The sequence below is a fragment of the Mesorhizobium sp. 2RAF21 genome (assembly GCF_052115345.1).
Taxonomy (GTDB): domain Bacteria; phylum Pseudomonadota; class Alphaproteobacteria; order Rhizobiales; family Rhizobiaceae; genus Mesorhizobium; species Mesorhizobium terrae.
The window spans coordinates 160,210-185,168 of record NZ_JBFRGM010000008.1; the positions used below are offsets into that span (position 1 = coordinate 160,210).

23 protein-coding genes are annotated in these 24,959 nt (G+C 63.1%); 9 read left to right on the top strand and 14 right to left on the bottom strand.

Features of this window, described 5'->3' with window-relative positions; genetic code table 11:
• The first annotated feature begins 75 nt into the window (after positions 1-75).
• The 8 genes from AB4136_RS14880 to AB4136_RS14915 all read left to right on the top strand — a co-directional run bounded on the left by AB4136_RS14880 (position 76) and on the right by AB4136_RS14915 (position 8,534).
• Positions 76-1,308: an ABC transporter substrate-binding protein gene (locus AB4136_RS14880; protein ID WP_244431173.1), complete on the top strand. Its 1,233-nt coding sequence runs from the start codon at positions 76-78 to the stop codon at positions 1,306-1,308.
• 69 nt (positions 1,309-1,377) lie between these two features.
• A complete protein-coding gene (locus AB4136_RS14885) occupies positions 1,378-2,295 on the top strand; it encodes a carbohydrate ABC transporter permease (RefSeq protein ID WP_024927077.1) in 918 nt (305 codons plus the stop codon).
• The gene (locus AB4136_RS14890) at positions 2,292-3,173 is read left to right on the top strand and encodes a carbohydrate ABC transporter permease (RefSeq protein WP_024927078.1); all 882 of its coding nucleotides are present in this window, start codon (positions 2,292-2,294) and stop codon (positions 3,171-3,173) included. Before AB4136_RS14885 ends, AB4136_RS14890 begins: the two co-directional genes overlap by 4 nt.
• 6 nt (positions 3,174-3,179) lie before the next feature.
• Positions 3,180-4,295 (top strand): ABC transporter ATP-binding protein, encoded by a 1,116-nt coding sequence (locus AB4136_RS14895; protein WP_024927256.1) that lies wholly within the window; start codon positions 3,180-3,182, stop codon positions 4,293-4,295.
• Positions 4,296-4,304: 9 nt separating this feature from the next.
• Positions 4,305-5,804 (top strand): GMC oxidoreductase, encoded by a 1,500-nt coding sequence (locus tag AB4136_RS14900; protein WP_024927099.1) that lies wholly within the window; start codon positions 4,305-4,307, stop codon positions 5,802-5,804.
• On the top strand, positions 5,801-6,562 hold the full coding sequence (locus AB4136_RS14905; RefSeq protein ID WP_024927100.1) for a 3-ketoacyl-ACP reductase: 762 nt from the start codon (positions 5,801-5,803) through the stop codon (positions 6,560-6,562). Before AB4136_RS14900 ends, AB4136_RS14905 begins: the two co-directional genes overlap by 4 nt.
• 12 nt (positions 6,563-6,574) lie before the next feature.
• Positions 6,575-8,203: a GMC family oxidoreductase gene (locus AB4136_RS14910; protein WP_024927101.1), complete on the top strand. Its 1,629-nt coding sequence runs from the start codon at positions 6,575-6,577 to the stop codon at positions 8,201-8,203.
• Between the two features lie 13 nt (positions 8,204-8,216).
• Positions 8,217-8,534 (top strand): Dabb family protein, encoded by a 318-nt coding sequence (locus tag AB4136_RS14915; RefSeq protein WP_024927102.1) that lies wholly within the window; start codon positions 8,217-8,219, stop codon positions 8,532-8,534.
• A 35-nt stretch (positions 8,535-8,569) separates the two neighbouring features.
• Here AB4136_RS14915 and AB4136_RS14920 read toward each other — a convergent pair whose 3' ends face one another.
• The 10 genes from AB4136_RS14920 to AB4136_RS14965 all read right to left on the bottom strand — a co-directional run bounded on the left by AB4136_RS14920 (position 8,570) and on the right by AB4136_RS14965 (position 20,589).
• Entirely contained in the window at positions 8,570-9,415 is an 846-nt protein-coding gene (locus AB4136_RS14920; RefSeq protein ID WP_024927103.1) for an EamA family transporter, read from the bottom strand.
• Positions 9,416-9,747: 332 nt separating this feature from the next.
• Positions 9,748-10,812, bottom strand: coding sequence for an ABC transporter ATP-binding protein (locus AB4136_RS14925; RefSeq protein ID WP_024927255.1), 1,065 nt, complete (start codon positions 10,810-10,812; stop codon positions 9,748-9,750).
• A 21-nt stretch (positions 10,813-10,833) separates the two neighbouring features.
• Positions 10,834-11,625: an ABC transporter permease gene (locus tag AB4136_RS14930; protein ID WP_024926897.1), complete on the bottom strand. Its 792-nt coding sequence runs from the start codon at positions 11,623-11,625 to the stop codon at positions 10,834-10,836.
• On the bottom strand, positions 11,622-12,533 hold the full coding sequence (locus AB4136_RS14935; protein WP_024926898.1) for an ABC transporter permease: 912 nt from the start codon (positions 12,531-12,533) through the stop codon (positions 11,622-11,624). Before AB4136_RS14935 ends, AB4136_RS14930 begins: the two co-directional genes overlap by 4 nt.
• 64 nt (positions 12,534-12,597) lie before the next feature.
• On the bottom strand, positions 12,598-13,704 hold the full coding sequence (locus AB4136_RS14940; RefSeq protein WP_024926899.1) for an ABC transporter substrate-binding protein: 1,107 nt from the start codon (positions 13,702-13,704) through the stop codon (positions 12,598-12,600).
• A gap of 256 nt (positions 13,705-13,960) precedes the next feature.
• Positions 13,961-15,133 carry an iron-containing alcohol dehydrogenase gene (locus AB4136_RS14945; protein ID WP_024926900.1) on the bottom strand — a complete coding sequence of 391 codons (1,173 nt, stop codon included), beginning with the start codon at positions 15,131-15,133 and terminating at the stop codon, positions 13,961-13,963.
• 27 nt (positions 15,134-15,160) lie between these two features.
• Positions 15,161-16,549: an aldehyde dehydrogenase family protein gene (locus AB4136_RS14950; protein WP_024926901.1), complete on the bottom strand. Its 1,389-nt coding sequence runs from the start codon at positions 16,547-16,549 to the stop codon at positions 15,161-15,163.
• 184 nt (positions 16,550-16,733) lie between these two features.
• Positions 16,734-18,104: a glutamine synthetase family protein gene (locus tag AB4136_RS14955; protein ID WP_024926902.1), complete on the bottom strand. Its 1,371-nt coding sequence runs from the start codon at positions 18,102-18,104 to the stop codon at positions 16,734-16,736.
• Between the two features lie 94 nt (positions 18,105-18,198).
• Entirely contained in the window at positions 18,199-19,746 is a 1,548-nt protein-coding gene (locus AB4136_RS14960; protein ID WP_024926903.1) for an amino acid permease, read from the bottom strand.
• 24 nt (positions 19,747-19,770) lie between these two features.
• A complete protein-coding gene (locus AB4136_RS14965) occupies positions 19,771-20,589 on the bottom strand; it encodes an N-formylglutamate amidohydrolase (RefSeq protein WP_137900642.1) in 819 nt (272 codons plus the stop codon).
• Between the two features lie 109 nt (positions 20,590-20,698).
• On the opposite strand from AB4136_RS14965, the gene AB4136_RS14970 reads away from it, so the two are divergent.
• Complete coding sequence (locus AB4136_RS14970) at positions 20,699-21,556, top strand: MurR/RpiR family transcriptional regulator (RefSeq protein WP_137900643.1); 858 nt, start codon at positions 20,699-20,701, stop codon at positions 21,554-21,556.
• A gap of 10 nt (positions 21,557-21,566) precedes the next feature.
• Here AB4136_RS14970 and AB4136_RS14975 read toward each other — a convergent pair whose 3' ends face one another.
• Genes AB4136_RS14975 through AB4136_RS14990 form a run of 4 tightly spaced genes read right to left on the bottom strand, consistent with a single transcriptional unit; the run spans position 21,567 to position 24,916 of the window.
• Positions 21,567-21,971 (bottom strand): GtrA family protein, encoded by a 405-nt coding sequence (locus AB4136_RS14975; RefSeq protein WP_137900644.1) that lies wholly within the window; start codon positions 21,969-21,971, stop codon positions 21,567-21,569.
• On the bottom strand, positions 21,968-22,789 hold the full coding sequence (locus tag AB4136_RS14980) for a ChbG/HpnK family deacetylase (protein WP_137900645.1): 822 nt from the start codon (positions 22,787-22,789) through the stop codon (positions 21,968-21,970). The genes AB4136_RS14975 and AB4136_RS14980 overlap by 4 nt, the downstream gene beginning before the upstream one ends.
• The gene (locus tag AB4136_RS14985; protein WP_137900646.1) at positions 22,786-23,757 is read right to left on the bottom strand and encodes a glycosyltransferase family 2 protein; all 972 of its coding nucleotides are present in this window, start codon (positions 23,755-23,757) and stop codon (positions 22,786-22,788) included. Before AB4136_RS14985 ends, AB4136_RS14980 begins: the two co-directional genes overlap by 4 nt.
• Positions 23,750-24,916 (bottom strand): glycosyltransferase family 87 protein, encoded by a 1,167-nt coding sequence (locus tag AB4136_RS14990; protein WP_137900647.1) that lies wholly within the window; start codon positions 24,914-24,916, stop codon positions 23,750-23,752. Before AB4136_RS14990 ends, AB4136_RS14985 begins: the two co-directional genes overlap by 8 nt.
• Between the last annotated feature and the right edge of the window lie 43 nt (positions 24,917-24,959).

The following is a 24,959-nucleotide window of genomic DNA, read 5'->3' on the forward strand; positions in this document are numbered from 1 at the left end:
GGTAGCCGGCGATAGCCGGTCGTGTGACTGCAACAAGGGAGGTAGTACATGTTGCGCAAACTGCTAATCGGAACGATGCTCGGCTCGGCGCTTACCGTCGGCTATACCGCATCGACCTATGCCGCTGGCGGCTCGGTCGAAGTGCTGCACTGGTGGACCTCGGGCGGCGAGGCCGCCGCGCTCGACGTCTTGAAGAAGAAGCTGGAAAGCCAGGGTATCACCTGGAAGGACATGCCCGTGGCCGGTGGCGGCGGCGAAGCCGCCATGACCGCGCTGCGCGCCCGTGTCACCGCTGGTGACCCGCCGACCGCCGTGCAGGCGCTAGGCTTCGACATCACTGACTGGGCCAAGCAGGGCGTGGTCGGCGATCTCGGCGATGTGGCCAACAAGGAAGGCTGGGACAAGGTCATCCCGACGGCCCTTCAGAACTTCGCTAAGCACGACGGCAAGTGGATCGCGGCACCCGTCAACGTGCACTCGACCAACTGGGTCTGGATCTCCAAGAAGGCACTCGATGCCGCTGGCGGCAAGGTGCCGGAGAACTGGGACGAACTGATCGCCGTGCTCGACAAGATGAAGGCCAACGGCATCACCCCGCTCGCCCATGGCGGCCAGGCCTGGCAGGACGCCACCATCTTCGACGCAGTCGTGCTCTCGCTCGGCACCGACTTCTACAAGGCCGCGTTTATCGACAACGATCCCAAGGCTCTTGGCGGCGACAAGATGGTCGAGGCTTTCGACCGCATGGCCAAGCTGAAGAGCTATGTCGACAAGGACTTCTCCGGCCGCGACTGGAACCTTGCCTCGGCCATGGTCATCGAAGGCAAGGCCGGCATGCAGATGATGGGCGACTGGGCCAAGGGCGAGTTCCTCAAGGCCAAGCAGAAGCCTGGTACCGACTTCGTCTGCATCCGCTTCCCGGGCACGCAAGGCGCCGTCACCTTCAACTCCGACATGTTCATGATGTTCAAGGTCGGCGACGACAAGAAGGCCGGGCAGCTCACGATGGCATCCGACATCGAGAGCCCGGACTTCCAGTCGTCCTTCAACGTGGTCAAGGGCTCGGTGCCGGCGCGCACCGACGTGCCGGACACCGCCTTCGACGATTGCGGCAAGAAGGGCATCAAGGACCTGGCGGAAGCCAACTCCTCGGGCAAGCTGTTCGGCTCCATGGCTCACGGCTATGCAGTGCCGGCGGCGGTGAAGAACGCCATGTATGACGTCATCACCCGCCACTTCAACGGCGAGCTGGACTCCAAGGCCGCCGCCAAGGCACTGGCTGAAGCAGTTGCCGCCGCGAAGGGCTGATAGCGTCTGAAACGCAGTGCCTCGGCTCCGGTCGAGGCACCCACTCTTTAATAAACCGGGGCTGAACCCATGGCCGACGCCACCATGACCGCGCGTGCTGCTGCAGCGAATCCGCGCGCCACCTTGCAAGACCTCTTGCCGAAGATCGTGCTGGCGCCGAGCTTCGCCGTGATCCTCATCTTCGTTTACGGCTTCATCGCCTTCACGGCCGTGCTCTCTTTCTCGGGTTCGAAGCTCCTGCCGGATTTCTCGACCTGGGTCGGGCTCAATAACTATGTGCGCCTGTTCAACCATCCCAACTGGATCACGGCGCTGCAGAACCTGGCGATCTTCTCGATCCTCTACATCGTCGTCTGCTCGGTGATCGGCCTGGCGCTTGCCATCTTCCTCGACCAGAAAATCCGCGGCGAAGGCCTGCTGCGCCCCATCTATCTTTACCCCATGGCGCTGTCCTTCATCGTCACCGGCGTCGCCTGGAAATGGTTTCTCGACCCCGGCATCGGCCTCGAGCACGTCATGCAGTCGATCGGCTGGGAAAGCTTTTCGTTCCGCTGGATCAAGGACGGCAAGATGGCGATCTACACCATCGTGATTGCTGCCGTCTGGCAGTCGTCCGGCTTTGTCATGGCGATGTTCCTCGCCGGCCTGCGCGGCGTCGACAACGAGATCATCAAGGCCGCCCAGATCGACGGCGCCTCGACCATGACCATCTACCGCCGCATCATCATTCCGCTGATGCGCCCGGTCTTCCTGTCGGCCTTCGTGGTGCTCGCCCACCTTGCCATCAAGTCCTATGACCTCGTGGTGGCGATGACCGATGGCGGCCCGGGTACAGCCACCTGGACGCCGGCGCTGTTCATGCAGAAATTCACCTTCGGCCGCAACGAGATGGGCATGGGCGCGGCCTCGGCGATCATCATGATGATGATGATCTTCGCCATCATCGTGCCCTATCTCTACTCCGAACTCGGGGGGAAGAAGAAATGAGCGCCCCCTCCCAGGACGTCGCCACCCGCAACGGCATTTTTGTCCGTGCCCTGATCTACGCCCTGCTGATCGTCTTCGCGGTCTACTATCTTTTGCCGCTCTACGTAATGCTGGTAAACTCGCTGAAGCCGCTGGAGGAGATCCGCCAGGGCAACATGCTGGCGCTGCCGCAGCAATGGACGATCGCGCCATGGCTGTCGGCCTGGTCGACGGCGCAAATCGGCGTCTCGCCGACCGGGCTGAAACCCTATTTCCTGAACTCGGTGATGATGGTGGTGCCCGCGGTGGCGATCTCGACCATCCTCGGTGCATTGAATGGCTACGTGCTGACCAAATGGCGCTTCAAGGGCGACAACATCGTTTTCGGCATGATGCTTCTGGCCTGTTTCATCCCCTTCCAGATCGTGCTGATTCCGTCGGCCCGCATCCTCGGCCTGCTCGGCCTCGCCGGAACGGTGCCGGGCCTGATCCTGATCCACGCCATCTACGGCCTCGGCTTTACCACGCTGTTCTTCCGCAACTACTACGAGGCCTTCCCGACCGAATTGGTGCGGGCGGCGCAGATCGACGGCGCATCCTTCTTCCAGATCTTCCGGCGCATCCTCCTGCCGTCGTCGGGACCGATCATCGTGGTTACCGTGATCTGGCAATTCACCAACATCTGGAACGACTTCCTGTTCGGTTCGTCCTTCTCCAGCGTCGATTCCATTCCCATCACCGTGGCGCTGAACAATCTGGTCAACTCCTCGACGGGCGTGAAGGAATACAACGTCCACTTCGCCGGGGCGATCCTGGCGGCGCTCCCTACCCTCATCGTCTACATCGTCTCCGGACGCTATTTCGTGCGTGGCCTGATGGCCGGCGCCGTGAAAGGCTGAGATACAATGCCCTTTCTTGAGATCGACAATCTCGAAAAGTCCTTCGGCGCCACCAAAATCCTCAAAGGGGTGACGCTCGGCATCGAGGAAGGTGGCTTCCTGGTGCTGGTCGGCCCGTCCGGCTGCGGCAAGTCCACTCTGCTCAACACCATAGCCGGGCTGGAGCAGATCACCGGCGGCGAAATCCGCATCGCCGGCAAAAGGGTTAACGACCTGCACCCGTCGAAGCGCGACATCGCGATGGTGTTCCAGTCCTACGCGCTCTATCCCAACATGACCGTGGGCGAGAATATCGGCTTCGGCATGGAAATCCGCGGCATCGCCAAGGCGGAACGCGACAAGGCGATCGCCGATGTGTCGCAATTGCTGCAGATCGGCCACCTGCTCGACCGCAAGCCGAGCCAGCTTTCCGGCGGCCAGCGCCAGCGCGTCGCCATGGGCCGCGCCCTGGTGCGCAAGCCGCAGGTCTTCCTGTTCGACGAACCGCTGTCCAATCTCGACGCCAAGCTGCGCATCGACATGCGCACCGAGATCAAGCGCCTGCACCACCGCATGAAGACGACCATCGTCTACGTCACCCACGACCAGATCGAGGCGATGACGCTGGCGACCAAGATCGCAGTGTTGAAGGACGGCATCCTGCAGCAGTTCGGTACTCCGGAGGAGATCTACAACAACCCGGTCAACATGTTCGTTGCCGACTTCATGGGCTCGCCGGCCATGAACCTGGTGCCGGCCACCATTGGGGAAACCGGCAACCAGCTCAGCGTCGAGCTTGCCCGCAACGGTTCGGCACCGGTGTCTCTTGCGCTGAACGGCGCGCCGCAAGGGCTGTCGGCCTATCGTGGCAAGCAGGTGATGTTCGGCATCCGCCCCGAAGCGCTGACCGATCCGGACGGCGCCGACCGCAACGCCACCCATCTGGTGACGGCGGACTGTCACATCGAGGTGGTGGAGCCGGCCGGCTCCGATACTTTCGCGGTGACCAATCTGGGCGGCAAGGGCGTGGTGGCGCGGTTGCGCGCCGACGCGCGCATCAAGCCGGGCACCACCGCGCCGCTGACCTTCAATCTGACCAAGGCGGTGTTTTTCGATCCGGCGACCCAGGAACGGATTGCGTAGCGGGCAACCATGTCTCCCGATATCGTCATCATCGGCTCCGGCATCGGCGGCGCCACGATCGCCTCCGGTTTGGCCGGAAGCGGCGCCTCGGTGCTGATCCTCGAGCGCGGAGAGAAGTTGCCTGCGACCGCGCATGCACGCGACAGCCGCTCGATCTTCGTCGACGGCCACTACCGGCCGAAGGAGATGTGGCGAGAGGCCGGTGGCCAGCCCTTCAACCCCGGCAACTACTACTATGTCGGCGGCAATTCGAAATTCTATGGCGCGGTGCTGATCCGCTACCGGCGCGAAGACTTCGCGGCGATGGAGCATTTCGGCGGCATCTCGCCAGCCTGGCCCTTCGGCTATGAAGAACTGGAACCCTGGTATTCGAAAGCCGAGCAACTGTTCCGCGTGCGCGGCAGGCTCGGCGAGGACCCGACAGAGCCTTTTCATTCCGTACCCTACGCCTTCCCGCCGGTGCCGGACGAGCCGGCAATCGCGCGCGCCCGCGCCGAGTTGAAGGGCATCAGCCTCAATCCCGCGTCGCTGCCGCTCGGCGTCGATATCGATGCCTGGCTGCGGGATGGAAAGACGCCGTGGGACGCTTTCCCGAACACTGGCATCGGCAAGATCGATGCCGAGACCGGCCCGCTTCCGGTCGCGCTGGCCGACAACAACATCTGCCTCGAAACGGGAGCCGCTGTCGACCATCTCGAACTGACGCCCGGCGGCAAGACGGTCGCCGCCGTACACTATCACCGCAACGGCGAGGCCAAGCGCGTCACGCCGAAACTGGTCGTCCTGTCGGCCGGCGCCATCAACTCCGCTGTCATCCTGCTGCGTTCACCGGCGCCCGGCGGCAAGAGCATCGCCAACCGTTCCGACCAGGTCGGACGCAATTTCATGAACCACAATTCGGCCGCCATGCTAGCGATCGATCCGCGCCGCAGAAACGACAGCGTCTACCAGAAGACGCTGATGCTGAACGACTACTACCTCTCCGACGGCAAGGGCGGAAAGCCGCTCGGCAATGTCCAGCTTCTGGGCAAGATCGACGGCACCATGCTGAAGGCCAATGTCCGCCTAGCGCCAAAATTCGCGCTCGATTTCATGGCCAGCCATGCGGTCGACTGGTACCTGATGTGCGAAGACCTGCCGGATCCCGAAAGCCGCGTCATGGTCGACGGCAACGACATCGTCCTGCAATGGCGCCGCAGCAACATGCAAGCGCTCGACCGGCTGACCCAGGTGATGCGCGAGCATTTTCGCGCCTGCGGCTATCCGATCGTGCTGTCCAGGCCATTCGACAAGCGCACGCCCTCGCACCAGTGCGGCACGGTCCGCATGGGCAGCGACCCGGCCACGTCCCCGCTCGATACCTTCTGCCGTGCCTGGGATCACGGCAACCTGTTCGTCGTCGACGGCGGTTTCCTGCCGACTTCCGCCGCCGTCAACCCGGCATTGACCATCGCCGCGCAGGCGCTGAGGGTAGCAGACCATATTCGCAAGACGGAGTTGAAGGCATGACCCGTCCCGTCGCCATCGTCACCGGCGCCAATCGCGGCATTGGCCTCGCCTGCGCCAACGCGCTTGCCGAAACTGGCTTCGACATCGCCGCCGCCGACCTCACCCCCGAGCCAAGCCCGGAACTGGCCGCAAGCGTCGGCTTACGCGGCGCGCGGCTTGCCTATCGCCGCTGCGACATCGCCAATCTCGCCAACCACCCGGCGGTGATCGAGACCGCGCTCGACGCCTTCGGCCACATCGACTGCCTCGTCAATAATGCCGGCATCGGCGCCGTGGTACGCGGCGATCTGCTGGAGCTGAAGCCCGAAAACTTCGACCGGGTGATCGACGTCAACCTGCGCGGCACGGTCTTCTTCACCCAGGCCGTCGCCAAGGCGATGCTGGCGCAGCCGCCGCATCATCCGAGATCGATCGTCACCGTCACCTCCGTGAGTGCCGAAATGGCCTCGCCCGAACGTGCGGATTACTGCGTCTCCAAAGCGGGCCTCGCCATGTGGGTAAAGACGCTGGCGCTACGGTTGGCGCCGGAGAATATCGGCGTGTTCGAGGTGCGCCCCGGCATCATCCGAACGGAAATGACCGCCGGCGTGGCCTCCAAATACGATGCCTTGATCGAGGGCGGGCTGGTGCCGGCCAAGCGCTGGGGCGAGGCCGCCGACATCGGCGCCGCGGTCGCTGCTCTTGCGGGTGGCAGGCTCGGCTTCGCCACCGGCTCGGTGATCCGTGTCGACGGTGCGCTGTCGGTGCCCAGACTATGAACGGATGATCCCATGACCGACTTCATCATCGTCGGCGCCGGCCCTGCAGGCTGCGTGCTCGCCAACCGGTTGTCGGAAGACCCGGCGAATTCCGTGCTGCTCCTGGAAGCCGGCGGCAAGGACTGGCATCCGCTGATCCACATGCCGGCGGGCTTCGCCAAGATGACCAAGGGCATCGCTTCCTGGGGTTGGTCGACCGTGCCGCAGAAACACATGAAGGACCGCGTGTTCTGGTACACCCAAGCCAAGGTTATCGGCGGCGGCTCCTCCATCAACGCGCAGATCTACACGCGCGGCAATGCCCGCGATTACGACGCCTGGGAAAAGGAGGAAGGGCTGGCCGGCTGGGGGTATCGCGACGTGCTGCCCTATTTCAAGCGCGCCGAGAACAACCAGCGTTATGCCAACGACTATCACGGCGACCAGGGCCCGCTCGGCGTCTCCAATCCGATCTCGCCATTGCCGATCTGCGAGGCCTATTTCCGCGCCGCGCAGGAAATGGGCATCCCGTTCAATCCCGACTTCAACGGCGCCGCGCAGGATGGTGTCGGCTACTACCAGCTGACCCAGAAGGATGCGCGCCGCTCCTCCGCCTCGGTCGCCTATCTGAAGCCGATCCGCGACCGCAAGAACCTCACCGTGCGCACCGACGTTTTGGTGACGCGCATCGTTCTGGAAGGCAGCCGCGCCGTTGGCGTCGAGGTGGTCGACAAGCCCGGCGGCCAACCGCAGATCCTGCGGGCTGAGCGCGAGGTGATCGTGTCTTCTGGCGCCATCGGTTCGCCGAAACTGCTGATGCAATCGGGCATCGGCCCGGCCGACCATCTGAAATCGGTCGGCGTCACGCCGCTACACGACCTGCCCGGCGTCGGCTCCAACATGCAGGACCACCTCGATCTCTTCGTGATCGCCGAATGTACCGGCGATCACACCTATGACAATTACGCCAAATTCCACCGCACCCTCTGGGCCGGATTGCAATATGTGCTGTTGAAGAAGGGACCCGTCGCCTCCAGCCTCTTCGAGACAGGCGGCTTCTGGTATGCCGACCCGACCGCGTCCCATCCCGACATCCAGTTCCATCTCGGCCTGGGATCCGGCATCGAGGCCGGCGTGGAGAAGCTGAACAATCCGGGTGTGACGCTGAATTCCGCTTTCCTGCGCCCACGCTCGCGCGGCACGGTGAGACTGGGCAGCGCCGACCCGGCCGCCATGCCGCTGATCGACCCCAACTATTGGGCCGACCCGTACGATCGCGAGATGTCGATCAAGGGCCTGCGGCTTGCCCGCGAAATCATGCGCCAGAACGCGCTGAAGCCCTATGTGCTGCGGGAGGTTCTGCCAGGCCCATCACTCGCCAGCGACGACGAACTTGCCGACTATGCCTGCCGTGCGGCCAAGACCGATCATCATCCGGTCGGCACCTGCCGCATGGGCCATGATGCGATGGCGGTGGTGACACCGGAACTGAAAGTGCGCGGCATCGAGGGGTTGCGCGTCTGCGACGCCTCGATCATGCCGCGCGTGCCTTCTTCCAACACCAATGCACCGACCATCATGGTTGGTGAAAAAGGCGGCGACATCATCCTCGGCCGTGAGCCGCTGCCGCCGGCCGTCTTTGCCGGCAACCGCGCGGCGTGAAGGAAAAACAGCCATGATCCGCCACTGCGTCTTCGTGAAATTCCGTGCCGACGTATCGACGACGGAGCGCGCCGCGATCCATGCCGACCTGTCGGCTTTGCGCGGCCTGATCGATGGCATGGGCGCCGTGCATTTCAGCGCCAATGTCAGTCCGGAGCCTTTCGCGCGCGGCTTCACGCATGGCTTCACCATCGACTTCGGCGATGCCGCCGCCCGCGACGCCTATCTGGTGCATGAGGCGCACCAGAAAGCCGGCGCGAGGCTGGTCGCCGCGCTCGACGGCGGCACGGACGGGCTGATGGTGTTCGATCTGGAGACTGCCGGCGCCTGAGCCTGCAGATGTTCAGAGCGGTCCGGATCGGCGCACTAGCCCATGCGCAGCGCGATGACGCCGGCCACGATGGACAAGGCCGCGGCGCCGCGCCAGGCCGTCATCTTTTCGCCGAGCGCGAAGACCGAGATCATCATGGCGAACAGGATCGAGCTTTCGCGCAATGACGCCACCGAGGCGATCGGCGCCTTGGTCATCGCCCACATGACGATCCAGTAGGCCGTGCCGCTCAGACAGCCGGTGATGATGCCCGCCTTCCAGTCGCGCGCCATCGCCGGCAGCGATTGCCGCCCGCGCACCAGAAGGCACAGGATCAGCGACCAGATGCCGTCGCAGAGGAACAGATAGACGGCATAGCTCGACGCGGTCGCGGCAAGGCGCGCGCCACTGCCGTCGGACAGCGTGTAGCTGGCGATGAACACCGACGTCGCCAGCGCGAAACCGACCGCGCGCAGATTGAGCTTTTCCAGATGCGCGCCGCCGCGGAAGGACATCAGCAGCGTGCCGCCACAGAGCAGCACGATGCCGACGATCGACAAAGTGCCCGGGATTTCCGAAACAACGAAGATGCCACCAATGGCCGCCAGCAAGGGCGCGGTACCGCGCGCCAGCGGGTAGGTCTGGGCCAGATCGCCGGCCTTGTAGGCGCCGATCAGGCAGAGTTTGTAGCCCATGTGGAAGAGCGTCGAGGCGAAGATCCAGGGCCAGACCTCGGCCCGAGGAAATTCGACGAAGGGCACCGCCACCAGCGCCATCGACGCCATGCCAAGCGTCAGCACCGTCACCGACAGGAAGCGGTCGAGATGAACCTTGACCATGGCGTTCCAGGTGGCATGCATGGCGGCGGCGGACAGCACCGCCAGGAAGACCAGAAGGCTCATTGCGTGTCGTGATCGGCCGTGAAAATGGTGCCCACTTCGAAGAACCGATTTGCCGGCAATCTGTTACCCGGCTTAGGTTCATTGAAGGCATAACCCGCCGCGAGAGGCCGGGCAATGGGCAGGCAAGGCCTGGATTCTTGGACCAGGAACCCGCCGATGGCGATCCGTCGCTTCCCACCATCGATTGAGATAAAGGCGAAACACGGCGCGTAAAGCTACGCCTGCCCTGCGCAGGCTCTGGGCGCGTGGCATTCAAAACAGCCAAACAATTGGTCTTTGCGCCGTGCGCACCGCCCCATCCCACTAAGGATGGAAGCGGCGGCGTTTCAGCCCTAGTGCAGAACCAGCACGTCGCCGGAGGAGAATGAAATCTCGGCCTTGTCGCCGACATTCGGCGGCGGCGTCGAGGAATTGTTGAAGGTGTCGAGCGAAATCTTGGACTGGCCGATGCCAACCCGCACCCGGATCACCGAGCCCAGGAAATGCACGTCGGAGATTTCGCCGGTGAGCTTGGCGTCGTTGCCGGGACGTTCGCCGAGCGCGATCGCCTCGGGGCGCAGCGCCAGCGACAGCGTGTCACCGGTCTTGGAACCGTTCAACTTACCTTTAAGCCCGATTTCCTCGGCATTGATGCGCACCCGGCCGGAACCGGCATCGCTGACCACGCCTTCCAGCACATTGAGGGTACCGACGAAATTGGCGACGAATTTGGTGGCCGGACGGTTGTAGATCTCGAAGGGCGCGCCGACCTGCTCGGCCTTGCCGCCATACATGACCGCGATGCGGTCGGAGATCGACAGCGCTTCTTCCTGGTCATGCGTGACGAAGATGGTGGTGATGCCGAGCTCTTTTTGAATGGCGCGGATTTCGTCGCGCAGCGACACGCGCACCTTGGCGTCGAGTGCCGACAGCGGCTCGTCGAGCAGAAGCAGTTTCGGCTTCGGCGCCAATGCACGAGCAAGCGCCACGCGCTGCTGCTGGCCGCCGGAAAGCTGGTAGGGATAGCGGTCGCCGAGTTGCGGCAGCTTGATCAGGTCGAGCATTTCGGCGACGCGCTTGTCGCTGTCAGCCTTCGGTATGCCGGCGACCTTGAGACCGAAGGCGACGTTCTGCGCCACGGTAAGATTCGGGAACAGCGCATAGGCCTGGAACACCATGCCGACATTGCGCTGGTTCGGCTTCAGCCGGGTGACATCCTTGCCGCCGACGATGATCTGGCCGGCCGTCGGCTCCTCGAAGCCGGCGACCATGCGCAGCACCGTCGTCTTGCCGCAGCCCGAAGGCCCGAGGAACGAGACAAACTCGCCGCGTGCGATATCGAGGTTGAAGTCCTCGACCACGGTGGTGGCGCCGAAGGCTTTCTTCACATGCTGGATGGAAAGGAACGGATCAGCCATGGGTTCAGGACTTTCTCGGGCTCAATTCGGGCGATTCGCCGATTTCGGCGCGAAACGGGACAGAACCTGGATGACCGACATGCAGCCCCAGGTGATGACGAAGGCGATGATGGCAAGCGCCGCCGGCTCATAGGCGCGGTTGGCGCCGATGTTCTGAAGATACGGGCCGAAGGCCGGACGGTTGAGCAGGCTGGCCATGGTGAACTCACCGATGACGATGGCGAAGGTCAGGAATGCGCCCGACAGCACCGCGATCAGCACGTTGGGCAGGATGACGCGGCCGATGATGGTGGTCCAGCCGGCGCCGAGGATCTGCGCCGCCTCGGTCAGCGTGCGCACGTCGATGGTCCTGAGGCCGGTGTCGACGGCGCGGTACATATAGGGCAGCGCCAGCGTCGCATAGCCGATGACCAGAAGCGCGTTGGTGCCCATGTCGCTCGACAGGAACGGCAGCGGCGAGTTCGAGCCATACATGCGGATGTAGCCGAAGACGATGACGATGGCCGGGATGACCAGCGGCAGAAGCGTCACGAACTCGACGACCGGCCGGAGCTGCGGCAGGCGTAGCCTGATCCAGTAGGCGGTTGGCACGACCAGCAGCACACCGAGGATGATGGTGAAGACCGCGGCTAGCACCGAGAAGGTGAACGTTGCCTGGAAGCGCTCGTCGCCCAGAACCACCTTGTAGGCGTCGAAGGAATAGGTGCCGCGCCGCATACGCATGGAGAATTCCATGGTCGCGATCAGCGGAATGAAGAAATAGGCGGCGCCGAGGATAAAAGTGACCCAGGCCCAGAATCTGCCCGACTTCATTTCAGCCACCTTTCCGAACGGGTCCGGAACCAGATGTAGAAGACATTGGCGAGGCCCGTGATGAAGATCATGCCGAAAGCGATGGCATAGCCGAGATGTGGATTGTGCAGCACGTCGCCACGGATCTGCGCATAGAGCAGGATCGGCACGATATTGAGCGACGAACCGGTCAGCGCATAGGCGGTGGCAATGGCGCCGAAGGCATTGGCGAAGAGCAGGATCACGGTGCCGAGGAAGCTCGGCCAGATCACCGGGATCACCACCATGCGCCAGTACTGCCACTGCGTGGCACCCAAGGTCGCGGCAGCCTCGCCCCATTCCTTCTTCAGGCCATCGATGGCCGGCGTGATGATGACCACCATCAGCGGAATCTGGAAATAGAGATAGGTGAGCGTCAGGCCCCAGAAGGACAGGACGTTGAAGCCGTGCTGGTAGGGGTCGAAGCCAAGCGCGCGCAGGAAAACGGTGACAAGGCCGAGCCGGCCGAGCGTCGCCAGGAAGGCAAAGGCCAACGGCACGCCGGCGAACTGCGAGGCCACGCCGGAAAAGGTGAGCGTTGCCGAGCGCGTCCAGTTGGGCAGGCCGCCGCGCACGATGGCGATCGCGATGGCAAGGCCGATAAACGCCCCGAGAAGCGCCGAGGCAACGGAAACCTTGATGGAGATCAGATAGGCGGCGACGATGGACGGTTGCGCCAGCTCGATGATGTTTTCCAGCGTGACGGCACCGTCACTGTTCTGGAACGCGCCGAGGATGAGATACAGCGTCGGCAGGATCAGGAACATCAGCGCGAAGATGATGAACGGCGCCACGCCCAACCATTGCGTGGGCAGCCGCATGGCCCGCGCCTGTGCTGGCGGTACGATCTTTCCGGCAGCAGCCGGTCCTGAAAGACTGATATCGGTCATGCCGGCCTGTCTTCGTTAGATAAAGTCCGGGCGGCGTGGAGCCGCCCGGACAATTGTCGTGAACTTACTTGACGTTGGCGCCGACCATCGAATCCCAGTTCTTGGTGATCGCTTCCTTCGACACCTTCTGCTCGTCGAGCGTCGGGAACGCGGCTTTTTCATAGGCAGCGGCCGGCGGCATCTTCGCGAGCAGCTCCTTCGGAATCGCGCCCTTCTTGGCGAGATCGTTGAAGCGGATCGGGTGGCAGTAGCCCTTCAGCCAGCCGAGCTGACCTTCGTCGGAATAGAGATACTCCATCCAGAGCTTGGCTGCGTTCGGGTGCGGCGCGTAGGCGCTGATCGCCTGAACGTAGACGCCGGCGACGACACCGGTCTTCGGCACGACGACCTCAACCGGAGGATTGTCCTTCAGCGTGTCGCGACCGGCGAGCGCATTGTAGTCCCAGTTGATCAGGATCGGCGTCTGGCCCTGGGCGAGCGTTGCCGGCTTGCCGATCACCGGAACGAAATTGCCGGCGGCATTGAGCTTCTTGAAGTATTCGAGGCCGGCCTTGCCAGCGGCTTCACCAGCAGCGGCGCCGCCCGACAGACCCGAGGCATAGACAGCCTGGATGGCCTGGTTGGACGCACGCGGGTCACCGGCAAGCGCGATCGAGTTGGCGTATTCCGGCTTCAAGAGATCGGCCCAGTCGGTCGGGGCGTTCTTGACCAGGTCCTTGTTCACCATGAACGAGAGAACGCCGTAATAGTCGCCGTACCAGAAGCCGTCGGCATCCTTGGCGCTGTCGGGGATCGAATCCCAGGTCGAGACCTTGTAGGGCTGGATCAGGCCGTCGGCCTTGGCGGACGGGCCGAAGGAGAGACCAACGTCGATGACGTCGGGAGCCTGCGGGCCCTTGTTGTCCTTGTTGGCCTTGATCGCCTCGATCTCGTCGCCCGAACCGGCGTCGGGATTGAGTTCGTTGATCTTGATTTCCGGGTACTTCTTCTTGAAGCCATCGATGACGGCGCCGTAGCCGCACCAGTCATGCGGCAGCGCGATCGTGGTGAGCTGGCCTTCCTTCTTGGCCGCAGCTGCCAGCTCGTCCAGCGACGAGGCCGAAGCGAAAGCGGAAGAGGCCATCAGGGCGACTGCCGTAAGGGAAAGCACTTTTCCCGTGAATCTGAACATTTTTCTCTCCGTTGAACTGACGCCGAGGGACGCCTGCGATGCGGTATCCCCGTTATATGACAGTCCGATGAAGGCGGACCGCCCCGCGCCCCGAAAGGCACGGAAAGTTAACTACTTTTGCCGGACACCCGCAATCGGGTGCCCGTTCGTTTTCCGGCTAAACTTTCTGGCGCCTCCTCCCAGCCCTTTCGTTCCCCTTGCTTTTTTTATTTTTCGCAAGTTCGCGAAAGACAGTCGCACCTGCCTCGCGCGTCTCTTATACCGTTCCCGACAAAGAGTTTTCCAAGAGCGACAGCGCCGCTTTCTTAGTCAGCTTCACCGGATTGCCGCCGGCAGTCGGATCGACGATTGCCATGTCGGCGATCAGGCCCTTGCGCTTCTTGTCCATGTCGAGGTCCTTGATGAGGCCGCCGAGCGTGTGCGGAACCTTCAGTTCCTTGCGCAGCTTGGTGATCGCCTTGGCGAAACCGTCGAAGCCGCCCTTGATGCCGCAATAGGCTGCGAGGCGCTCGATCTTGCCCTCGATGACGTCGCGGTTGAAGGCCAGCACATAAGGCATGAACACGGCATTGGTCATGCCGTGATGGGTGTCATAGAGGCCGCCGATCGGATGCGACAGCGAGTGGATGGCGCCGAGCCCCTTCTGGAAGGCGGTGGCGCCCATCGCAGCGGCGCTCATCATATGCGCGCGGGCGGTCAGGTCCTTGCCGTTGGCATAGGCTTTGGGCAGGTTCTCGAACACCAGCCGTACGCCTTCGACCGCGATGCCGTCGGCCATCGGGTGATAGCCCGGCGCGCAATAAGCTTCGAGGCAGTGCGCCAGCGCGTCCATGCCGGTACCGGCGGTGATGAATTGCGGCATGCCGACCGACAGCGCGGGATCGGCGATGACGATGGCGGGAAGGATCTTCGGATGGAAGATGACCTTCTTGGTGTGCGTCGCCTCGTGGGTCAGCACGCTGGCGCGGCCAACCTCCGAGCCGGTGCCGGCGGTCGTCGGAACGGCGACGATCGGGGCGATGGCGTTGCTGTCGGCGCGCGTCCACCAGTCGCCGATATCCTCGAAATCCCAGACCGGGCGGGTCTGGCCGGCCTGGAAGGCGATCAGCTTGCCGAGATCGAGCGCCGAGCCGCCGCCGAAGGCGATGACGCCGTCATGCTTGCCCTTCTTGAAGACGGCGATGCCAGCGGTGAGGTTCGATTCCACCGGGTTCGGGCGGACATCGGAAAAGACGCCGTAGGGGATCTTCGCATCGTCGAGGATTTTCAACGTCGAGGCCACCACCGGCAGCTTTGCGAGACCGGGATCAGTGACGAACAACGGACGCTTGATGCCAGTCGCGGCCAGCGCGTCCGGCAATTCGGAAATGCGGCCGGCGCCGAAGCGGATGGTGGTCGGGTAGTTCCATTTGGAGACGAGCTTGGACATGCAGTTTTCCTTGGAATGGGCGGCTAACTAGATCTTCTCGCGCAGGTGATACGACTTCGGCCGGGTCAGATTGTCGTAGCCGATCTGCGAAAGCGCCGCGCCCTTGCCGGTGTCCTTGACGCCGGTCCAGACAAGCGCGGGATCGAGGTAATCGCAGCGGTTCATGAACACGGTGCCGGTCTCGACGCGGTCGCCGATGGCCACGGCGCGCTCGGTGTCGGCGGTCCAGATCGAGGCGGTGAGGCCATAGGGGCTGTCGTTCATAAGGGCGACCGCCTCCTCGTCGTTGCGCACCTTCATGATGCCGACGATCGGGCCAAAGCTCTCCTCGCGCATGACCGACATCTGGTGGTCGACATTGGTCAGCACCTCGGCCGGCAGATAGGGCGAACCAGCCTTGTCGGCCGCGTCCCTGGTGTTCATGTGAGCCGTCGCGCCCTTGCGCAGCGCTTCGGCCTTCTGCTCGCGAATGAAGTCGGCAAAACGCGCCTGCGCCATCGGGCCCATCGTCGTTGCCTGGTCGAGCGGATTGCCGAGAACATAGCTCTTCGTCTCGGCGATGAAGCCCTCGACGAAATCGTCATAGATCTTCTCGTGCACGTAGACGCGCTCGATGCCGCAGCAGCACTGGCCGGAATTGAAGAAGGCACCTTCGACGAGATTGGCCACCGCATGGTCGAGCTTGGCGTCGGGCAACACATAGGCGGGATCCTTGCCGCCGAGTTCGAGACCCAGCGTCATGAAGGTGCCGGCCGCGGCCTTTTCGATGGCGCGACCACCGGCGACCGAGCCGGTGAAGTTAACGTGGTCGATCTTGCCCGAGCCGAGCAGCTTTTCCGTCTGGGCGTGGTTGAGCACCATGTTCTGGAAGACATGTTTCGGCAGGCCGGCCGCCTCGAAGGCCTTGGCGAAGCGCTCGCCGACCAGCAGCGTCTGCGCGGCGTGCTTGAGGATGACGGTCGAGCCCGCGATCAGCGCCGGCACGATGGTGTTGACGGACGTGAGGTACGGGTAGTTCCACGGCGCGATCACCATGACCACGCCGAGCGGGTCCTTCTTCACATAGCGGCGGAAACCGTCCTTCGGATTGGAGGCTGGCACCGGCGCCAGTGCGCGCTCGGCGATCTCGACCATGTATTGCGTGCGTTCCTTGACGCCGCCGAATTCGCCGCCGTAGCGCACCGGACGCCCCATCTGCCATGCCAGTTCCGGAACGATCTCGTCGCTCATGGCAACCAGCGCTTCCAGCATCTTCAGCATGTATTTGGCGCGCTCGGCGACGGGCACCTTCGCCCAGTCGGCCTGCGCCGCGCGGGCGCGCTCAACGGCGGCGTTAACCGCCTGATCGCTGGCGATCGGCCGTTCGACATAGATCGAGCCATCGATGGGGGAAGTAAGCTTTACGGTTTCAGTCATGCTTCGTTTTTCCTCATTGCGCGTCCTAGCCCGCCATCTCGGCAAAGGCCGGTCCGCTAACGTCTTGTCGTGGCGCGGGCGAAAGGGCAGACCGAACCCTGTTCGCCCTGCCCCGTCTCACCAACTTCGCCTTGCGATATCCGGTCACCGCGCCCTCCCACAAGAGGGAAGGCCGGCTCCCTCCTCAATATCGCTCGAACCCCCGGTGCAGTTCCCAATCGGTGATGCGTCGGTCGTATTCGAACTGCTCCCAGCGCGCCGTGTGCACGTAATGGTCGATGACGTCCTCGCCGAAAGCGGCCTTGAGCATCTTTGACTTGGCCATGGTCTCGGTCGCCTCGCGCAGCGTCTTCGGTATCTCCGGCAGGCGCGAAGCCTGGTAGGCATCACCCACGAACGGCTTCTGTAGTTCCAACTTCTCGTCGATGCCGGCAAGACCGGCGGCGATCAGCGCCGCGAAGGCGAGATAGGGGTTCAGGTCGGCGCCGCCGATGCGGCATTCCATGCGGATGCCCTTGGTGCCCTCGCCGCACAGGCGGAAGCCCGCCGTGCGGTTGTCTTCCGACCACATGATCTTGGTCGGTGCGAAGGTACCAGACTGGAAGCGCTTGTAGGAATTGATGTAGGGCGCCAGGAACCAGGTGAATTCCTTGGCATATTTGAGCTGGCCCGCGGACCATTGCTGGCCGAGGCTGGACAGCGTCCACGGGCCCTTTTTGTCGAAGAACAGCGGCGTCTTGCCGTCGGCGCTCCACAGCGAATTGTGGATATGGCTGGAATTACCGGCCAGGCCGTAATTGTACTTGGCCATGAAGGTGATCGCCTTGCCTTCGGAATCGGCGATCTCCTTGGCGCCGTTCTTGAGGATAACGTGGCGGTCGGCCATCTCCAGCGCTTCGGCGTAGCGCACATTGATCTCTTCCTGGCCCGGGCCCCACTCGCCCTTGGAATTCTCGATCGGAATGCCGGCGGCCTGCATCTCGTTGCGCAGGCGGCGCATGATGCCTTCTTCCTTGGTGGTGATGCCGATCTGGTAGTCGCCGATATAGGGCGACGCGGTCTCGATGCCTTGCCAGTGCTTCTTGCGGGCGGCGTCATAGCCTTCGCTGAACAGGTAGAATTCGAGTTCGGAGGCGAAATAGCCGATATAGCCGCGTTCGGTCAGCCGCTTGACCTGCTTGCGCAGGATGGCGCGCGGCGAATGGGCGAGGTCTTCATGGCTGTGGTGGTCGAGCAGGTCGCACAGCACCAACGCGGTCTTTTCGAGCCACGGCACCTGCCGCAGCGTTGCGAGGTCCGGCTTCATGACGAAGTCGCCATAACCCTTCGACCAGCTCGCCGCCTTGTAGCCGGGCACCGGCTCCATATCGATGTCGTCCGCCAGCAGATAGTTGCAGCCATGCGTCTCGTCATGCGCGGACTCGACGAAATACTGAGCCAGGAAACGCTTGCCGACGAGGCGACCCTGCATGTCGACGGCACAGGCGAGAACGGTGTCGATCTCCCCTGCCTGCACCGCCTTCTTCAACTGATCGAACGAAAGGTTGCCTGCCATTCTTAGAGCACTCCGGTTTTCATTTTTTAGGAACGGATTTGATGGAAGGGCGACCATGGCCGGCGACCGCCGGCCATGGTCGTGTTTTTGGGACTTAGTGGCCGCCAGCCGTCTCGCCGACGGCGCGTTCCGCGGCGGCGATCTCGGCGGCACGCTTGGCCACCTCGTCACCGATCGGCGGACCCTGGAAGCGGCGGCGCTCGATACCAAACCAGAGCACCACCAACAGGATGAGCAAGCCGATGGCGTAGTTGATCAGGATGTCGAAGGGCGGCTGGATGCCGGCATACATCAGGATCAGAACACCGAGCACGGTGATGCCGGCGAACGGCTTGGACCAGACGCCTAGACGGAAAGGCCCGAATTCGGTCCAGGTTTTACCTTCCGCCAGGAAGCCCGCTGCTACCGGCATCGCGTAGGACACGTAGAGGAACAGCGCACAACCTGCCGCGAGCGCCGCGAACGCCGGCGAGTAGAGTGTCGCCGCAACCGAAAGCACCGCACCCAGCCAAATAGCCGGTACGGGCGTACGCCATGTCGGGCTGACCGACTTCCACATCGAGGAGCCCGGCAGGCCGCCGTCGCGCGCGAAAGCGAAAATCATGCGCGAAGTGGAAGTGAGACCGGCCAGCGCGCAGATGTAGTTGGCCAGCACGATTGCAATGGCGATGATGTCCTTCAACCAGCCTGGTGCCGGCAAATTATTGAACAGATTGAACCATGCGTTGGCGCCGTCCTTGGCTGTAGCCGCGAGATCCGGGCTCGCAAGGATGAACGAAACCGCCATCACGAAGCCGAAGACCAGCGACCACAACACGGAATGAATCATGCCGCGCGGAACGGCAACGCGCGCGTTGTGGGTCTCTTCCGAAGTATGTGCGGAAGCGTCGAAACCGGTGATCGTATAGAGCGGATAGAGTAGGCCAATCAGGAAGGCGACCAGCGCCGTTCTTGCCTCCGGCACATAGCCGCCACCCGCTTCGCCAGTGTTGTTGACGAAGGTGGTCAGCCGCGAGAAGTCCCAACTCGCGCCCCAGATTAGGAACATAGCTGTAAGAACCACGGCGACGACCAAGATCAGATAACCGGAGAAATCCGTCAGCGCCGTCGTGATTCTGATGCCGAAATGGTTGAAGAGGGCTTGGGTCAGGGTGATCAGCGCGACACCGATTACCTGCTCCTGATAACCCCATTGCGACACGTCGTGGCCGAACACACCGGCCCATACTAGGTCCCTGAACAACAGGAAAACACCGACATTGACCGATGCGACGACGAAAATGAGGCCAAGTAGATTGATCCAGGCCGTTGCCCAACCCCAGCCTCGACCTCCTAGGATCGACGACCAGTGATAGAGGCCGCCCGCAGTTGGATAGGCCGAGCCAATTTGACCAAGCGACGCGGCAACAACCAACGCGAACAAGCCGCCGATAACCCAACCGATGGTAGCCTCAAAGCCAGCCCCGGTAGCCATCGCTAGCGGAAAAGACGTGATGCCACCCGCCAAAATGCAGATAATCGAGAAGGAGATCGCGAAATTTGAAAAGCCACTCATGCGACGCGCCAATTCTTGCGCGTAGCCCATAGAATGGAGGACCTTCACGTCCTCACTATTGTGTTCGACATTACCAGGCGCTGCCATGAGAGTGTTCCCTTTTTTATACCTTCAGATGGTGCCTTCAATCGAGTGGAGCGGCCGGAACGGCGGCGGCTTTGGCAGCCGCGCCGGCTCAAGACCGGTAAAGATGCCCGCCAGTCGTTCTCCCCATTTTTTCTGTCCGGCTTTGTCCCGGATCTCATCGTTGCGAATTTCAATCATTGCGCACAACAGGCCACGCGAGCGCGCGTGCCGCTCCAGGGTGAAGTAGACGCGGTCGGCGGGCGAGTAAGGCTGGTTGGCGCCAACGGTGAAGCCACCCTGCTGTTGCAGGGCGGCGATCAGCGGAGCCGACAACCGGGCGTCATCGTCATGAATGATGCCGATGTGCCAGGGACGGTCGACACCCTTGTAGACGGGCGTGAACGAATGCACGGAGACCAGCCGCGTCTCCAGTCCGCGTGCCGCGCGCGTCTCGATAAGCCTGTCGATCGTTTCGTGAAACGGTTTCCAGCAACGGTCGATACGTGCCTGCCGGTCCGCGGCGGACAGGCCTTCATTGCCGGGGATGGCAGTTGTCTCGCTGACGGGCGAGATCAGGTCGGGCGCATCGAGCGGACGGTTGCAGTCGAGCACCAGGCGCGAAATGCAGGTCTCGACCAGCGGCGCACCGAGCCGTTCGCTCAATATCTGCGCCACCGGCAGCGCGCCGGGGTCCCAGGCTATGTGGCGGGTGAGCTCCGATGCCGCGAGGCCGAGCGTTCCATATTCGGCGGGCAGAAAGTTGGAGGCGTGGTCGCAGGTAAAGACATAGGCGCCGTTTCCGTCCGGGTTCGTCACCCTCACGGAATCCGCCGTCGCAAGCTTTCCCCGGCTTGTCGTCTCCATCGATCCGCCGTCCCCTGGGAGCGTATCGTATGTTACGTATTTTGTGTCATTGCGCTCCCATGGATGATTTCATACAGTTTGCCGAACTTTGTCAAACGCCTTTTCCGAAATGCTTGGGGGTGCCGGGTTGGAAACGCAGACGACAACCACTTCCATCGCCGAACTGATCGCCGACCGCATCGACGCGATGCCAGCGGGCGAGCGCAGGGCGGCGCAGACGTTGGTCGCCAACTATCCGGTGATCGGCTTGAAGACCGTGGCCGACTTCTCCCAGCAGGCGGGCGTTTCGTCGCCCACCATCCTGCGTTTCGTCGCCCGCCTCGGCTTCCAGAACTACCCGGAATTCCAGTCGGCGCTGCAGGACGAACTCGCCGCGCAATTGCAATCGCCGGCCTCGCGCGCCGCCACGGCGCCGAGCCGCAGCGATGCCGCCTCGCCGATGATCGAGGCGACACTCGACAATCTGCGCGAGACGTTCCGCCACCTCTCGGACAGGCAATTGAACGAGATCGCCGAGAAGATGGCCGACCGCCGCGGCCACATGTTCCTCATCGGCGGCCGTTTCACCGATCCGCTGGCGCGCTACATGGCTGCCCACCTCGCCATCATCCGTCCCAACGTCTTCCACCTCGTCGGCCAGGAAAGCATGTGGCGCGACCGGCTGATCGACATGGGCAAGCGCGACGTTCTGGTCATCTTCGACATCCGCCGCTACCAGGACAGCCTCATCCGCTTCGCCGAGAAGGCGCATCAGCGCGGCGTGCAGATCGTATTGTTCACCGACCAGTGGCTGTCGCCCATCGCGCGTTTCGCCCGCCACGTGATTGCCGGTCGCACCGCCGTCCCCTCGCCCTGGGACTCATCGGCGGCGCTGTTCGTGGTGGCCGAAACGTTGATCGGCGCCGTCACCCGCCAGATGGAACCGGAAAGCGCCAGGCGTATTCGCGAAATGGAAGGCCTGCGCTAACGCCAGCCTCTCACCGGACCAGCCGCCCCTCGATCGACCAGCGCGCCGCCAGGAAGTTCAGGACGGCAGCGACCACGATGCCGGCAATCTTGGCCGGCCACACACCGATCCAGCCGGCGAGTGCGGCGATGAACAGGCTGGATACGCCGAGCGAGATCAATGCCCCCAGCGAGACGAAACGGAAAACGGAACGGCCAAGCGGGATCGAACGGTCGCGCTCGAACGACCAGAATCGGTTGGCCGTGAAGGAGAAGGCGACGGCGACGAGCCAGGCCCCGACATTGGCGGCCAGCGGCGGCACGGCAATCCACAGCAGGGCCGAGAAGGCCGCGAGGTCGATGACCGTATTCGCCACGCCGACCACGGCGAAGCGCCCCATCTTGCTGCCAAGCGTACGACGGGGATCGTCGCTCATCGCGTGCCGCCTTGGATGGTAACACCGGCTGCGGCAAGCATGGCACCGAATTTGTTCGAAGCCAGGAAGTCATATTCCGCCTGCCGCACCGCCTGCATCGGATCGCGTGTGGCCAGAATGGCATCGACATGGCCCGGATGGCACATGAACACGCCCCCTTCCGGCAAATCCTCGACTGCGCGGCGCACGGCCGGCGCGAAATCCGACGGCTGGCGCCAGTCATAGATGCCTGCGAGCGGCTTCATCACGGGAAAGCCGGCTGCTTGCATCGACCGGTCGAACCCGCGCGCCAGCGTTGCAATGGCAGCGACTTTCAGTGCCGTCACGCCGACGCCCCGCGACAAAACGGGCGCGCCGCGCAACATCGGCCTTTGAGAACCGGCGAAACGCGTCTTCAGCCAATCCCGCACCACAGGCAGGAAATGCACATGTTGATGTCCGTCGATGAAATCGGGCTCACGGCCGAGCGCCTCGACGAAACGACGATGCTGCGCGTCGAGCTCAGTGTGGATGTCGATGGTGCCGAAGCGCCGACGCTTGAGCGGCGACGCCAGGTCGCCGAGTGAGGGCAATTGCCCTTGCGGCGCAAGGCCCGAAGGCGCCGTCAGCGCCGGCTGGTCGGTCAGCGTGAGATGCAGGCCGATCGCGGCACGGCCGACGAACGGCTTGATCCTTTCGGCGGCCTGTTCCCATTCCGGGAAGCCGGTCATGCAACTGGTGCCGGTCAACCGTCCGCGCCCGATCAGGTCAAGGATCGCGTCCGACACGCCGGGCGATAGGCCGTAGTCGTCGGCGATCAGGCGGATAGAGCGGATCATGCGTCAGGCTTCTGCTCACCCGCGCCGCTGACGATATCGCGCACGATGTAGACAGGACGGTCCTTGCTCTCGCTGAGCGCCACCCAGACATATTCGCCGATCAGGCCGAGCAGCGCGAGGTTGAAACCGCCGAGCACGACAATGGCGACAAGCAGGGAAGGATAACCGGGCACGGCGACGCCGTAGAAAAACACTTCCAAAAAGACCTTGAGGCCATAAATGCCGCCGGCCAGCGCAACGGCAAGCCCCGACAGGCTGAGGATGCGCAGCGGCAGCACGGAGAAGGAGGCAAAGCCTTCCATCGAAAAGGCAAGCAGGTTGAGCCGGCTCCATTTGCTCGTGCCGCTAATGCGCTGCCCCGGCGTGTAGGTCACCGCCTTGTGCCGGAACCCCGCCCAGGCATAGAGCCCCTTGTTGAAACGCCGCTTGTCGCGAAGCTTAGTCAACGCGCGCGCCACCGTCCCGCGCATGACGCGGAAGTCGCCGGCATTTTCGGGGATATCGAAGCGCTGGCTCGAATTGATCAGACTGTAGAACAGCTTGGCCGACTGGCTGCGCTTCCAGCTCGCACCTTCGCGATTGGTGCGGGCATAGACCACGTCGACGTCCGGGTTCTCGACCAGTTCGCCGATCAACTTCAGGCTCACCTCCAGCGAGTGCTGCAGATCGGCGTCCATGATCAAAACCATGTCGCCGCGTGTCCTGTCGAGACCGGCCAGCACGGCCACTTCCTTGCCGAAATTGCGGCTGAGCCGGACGATTTCCCATTCGCCACCCAGTGCCTCGGCAAAGCGCGCGGCGCTGTCGTCGACGCTGCCGTCATCGATCAGGATCTTGCGCGTGGCGAAACCGAAGCGACGGGAAACCTCGGTCTCCAGTTCCAACAAAAGCCGCGCGAAACCTTCCGCCGAGGCGGCCTCGTTCCAGAACGGCGTGACAATGTCGAGCGTGGGCTGGCGCTCAGGCATGCGCTTGTGCTCCGATCCGTTTGAACCTGCCATGCGCAACCGACCAGAACCACCACAACACCGGCAGGACGATCGCGCTCATGGCGATGGGCCGGAACCAGAGGCGCAGGGCCTCGTGAAGATGTGAATTGATGCCCGTCAGCCCCGTCGCGAACAAGGCGATGGCGAGCACGGAGGGCAGAATGCCACCCTCTTCATTGTCCCACATCACCGCCAGTGCCATGCCAGCCGGCATCGCTAACACGGCGAAGGTGTTATACTCGACGCGCGGGTTGAGCAGGCTCATATAGAAGGCGGCGGTCAGGAAAATGGCGAGGCCCGCCAGGCGCCGGTCGAGATTGCGATCGTACCAGAGTACCAATCCGAGCGTCGGCAGCGCCACGGCGATCCGCACCAATGTCGCCGCCTCACTAGAGATAGGCATGCCTAAGGCGGTGAACGGCGCGGTGAAATCGGCCGTTTCGAAAACGACGGCTTTGTCGACCGACATTGACGTCATCAGCGTGGCGAAATCGCGATAAAGCTGGGTGACGTAGTCCGCCGGGGCAAAGGCATAGGGAATGGCCAGCACAAAAAGCAGCGACGCCAACAGCAAAGGGATCAACCGCAGCCGCAGCGCTCCGACAAGGAGCAAAACGATGATGGCGGTCGGCTTGGCAATCACTGCCACCATCGCCCACAGGAAGGTTTCGACACGTCGGCCTTCGAGCGCCGACAGAACCAGCAGCCAGCAGGCACCCGCGAGCAGGATGGTCGCCTGGCCGTTGCGCAAGGCTCCGGCCGTGATCGGCACCGCCAGGAAAAGTGCATAGGACAACATCCAGAGCCGGTTGGCCGGATCGATCGTGCGGACCTGCCGCCATGCGGCATAGGTCAGGACTGCGAAACCGACTACCCGCCACAAGCCGTCGCCGACCACGGGGCCAAGCTTCATGAACGGCACATAGAGCACTGCGAAGGCCGGTGAATAGAGATAGCCCATGGCGATATCGAGATTGTAGAGCGGCTTACCGTCGAGGAACAACTCGCTGGCCGTGCGGTAGCTGCGCATCACGGACCGATGGTCTGGCGCCATGCCGGATATAATAAGGATCGCCGCGAACCCGCCAAGCCAAAGTGCCAGGCCGCCCCAATCCCAAGCCTGTCTAGATTTTGCCATTGCCCAACATTGCCCAATGCCGGCGGCTTCCGATGAACCTGAG

Excerpts from the sequence above, each read along its gene's own strand:
- AB4136_RS14985 (WP_137900646.1), bottom strand. The coding sequence starts at position 23,757 with ATGCCTGAGCGCCAGCCCACGCTCGACATTGTCACGCCGTTCTGGAAC.
- AB4136_RS14925 (WP_024927255.1), bottom strand. The coding sequence starts at position 10,812 with ATGGCTGATCCGTTCCTTTCCATCCAGCATGTGAAGAAAGCCTTCGGC.
- AB4136_RS14965 (WP_137900642.1), bottom strand. The coding sequence starts at position 20,589 with ATGGAGACGACAAGCCGGGGAAAGCTTGCGACGGCGGATTCCGTGAGG.
- AB4136_RS14975 (WP_137900644.1), bottom strand. The coding sequence starts at position 21,971 with ATGAGCGACGATCCCCGTCGTACGCTTGGCAGCAAGATGGGGCGCTTC.
- AB4136_RS14905 (WP_024927100.1), top strand. The coding sequence starts at position 5,801 with ATGACCCGTCCCGTCGCCATCGTCACCGGCGCCAATCGCGGCATTGGC.
- AB4136_RS14880 (WP_244431173.1), top strand. The coding sequence starts at position 76 with ATGCTCGGCTCGGCGCTTACCGTCGGCTATACCGCATCGACCTATGCC.
- AB4136_RS14945 (WP_024926900.1), bottom strand. The coding sequence starts at position 15,133 with ATGTCCAAGCTCGTCTCCAAATGGAACTACCCGACCACCATCCGCTTC.
- AB4136_RS14915 (WP_024927102.1), top strand. The coding sequence starts at position 8,217 with ATGATCCGCCACTGCGTCTTCGTGAAATTCCGTGCCGACGTATCGACG.
- AB4136_RS14900 (WP_024927099.1), top strand. The coding sequence starts at position 4,305 with ATGTCTCCCGATATCGTCATCATCGGCTCCGGCATCGGCGGCGCCACG.
- AB4136_RS14940 (WP_024926899.1), bottom strand. The coding sequence starts at position 13,704 with ATGTTCAGATTCACGGGAAAAGTGCTTTCCCTTACGGCAGTCGCCCTG.
- AB4136_RS14955 (WP_024926902.1), bottom strand. The coding sequence starts at position 18,104 with ATGGCAGGCAACCTTTCGTTCGATCAGTTGAAGAAGGCGGTGCAGGCA.
- AB4136_RS14960 (WP_024926903.1), bottom strand. The coding sequence starts at position 19,746 with ATGGCAGCGCCTGGTAATGTCGAACACAATAGTGAGGACGTGAAGGTC.
- AB4136_RS14950 (WP_024926901.1), bottom strand. The coding sequence starts at position 16,549 with ATGACTGAAACCGTAAAGCTTACTTCCCCCATCGATGGCTCGATCTAT.
- AB4136_RS14980 (WP_137900645.1), bottom strand. The coding sequence starts at position 22,789 with ATGATCCGCTCTATCCGCCTGATCGCCGACGACTACGGCCTATCGCCC.
- AB4136_RS14910 (WP_024927101.1), top strand. The coding sequence starts at position 6,575 with ATGACCGACTTCATCATCGTCGGCGCCGGCCCTGCAGGCTGCGTGCTC.
- AB4136_RS14885 (WP_024927077.1), top strand. The coding sequence starts at position 1,378 with ATGGCCGACGCCACCATGACCGCGCGTGCTGCTGCAGCGAATCCGCGC.
- AB4136_RS14935 (WP_024926898.1), bottom strand. The coding sequence starts at position 12,533 with ATGACCGATATCAGTCTTTCAGGACCGGCTGCTGCCGGAAAGATCGTA.
- AB4136_RS14990 (WP_137900647.1), bottom strand. The coding sequence starts at position 24,916 with ATGGCAAAATCTAGACAGGCTTGGGATTGGGGCGGCCTGGCACTTTGG.
- AB4136_RS14895 (WP_024927256.1), top strand. The coding sequence starts at position 3,180 with ATGCCCTTTCTTGAGATCGACAATCTCGAAAAGTCCTTCGGCGCCACC.
- AB4136_RS14930 (WP_024926897.1), bottom strand. The coding sequence starts at position 11,625 with ATGAAGTCGGGCAGATTCTGGGCCTGGGTCACTTTTATCCTCGGCGCC.
- AB4136_RS14890 (WP_024927078.1), top strand. The coding sequence starts at position 2,292 with ATGAGCGCCCCCTCCCAGGACGTCGCCACCCGCAACGGCATTTTTGTC.
- AB4136_RS14920 (WP_024927103.1), bottom strand. The coding sequence starts at position 9,415 with ATGAGCCTTCTGGTCTTCCTGGCGGTGCTGTCCGCCGCCGCCATGCAT.
- AB4136_RS14970 (WP_137900643.1), top strand. The coding sequence starts at position 20,699 with ATGCTTGGGGGTGCCGGGTTGGAAACGCAGACGACAACCACTTCCATC.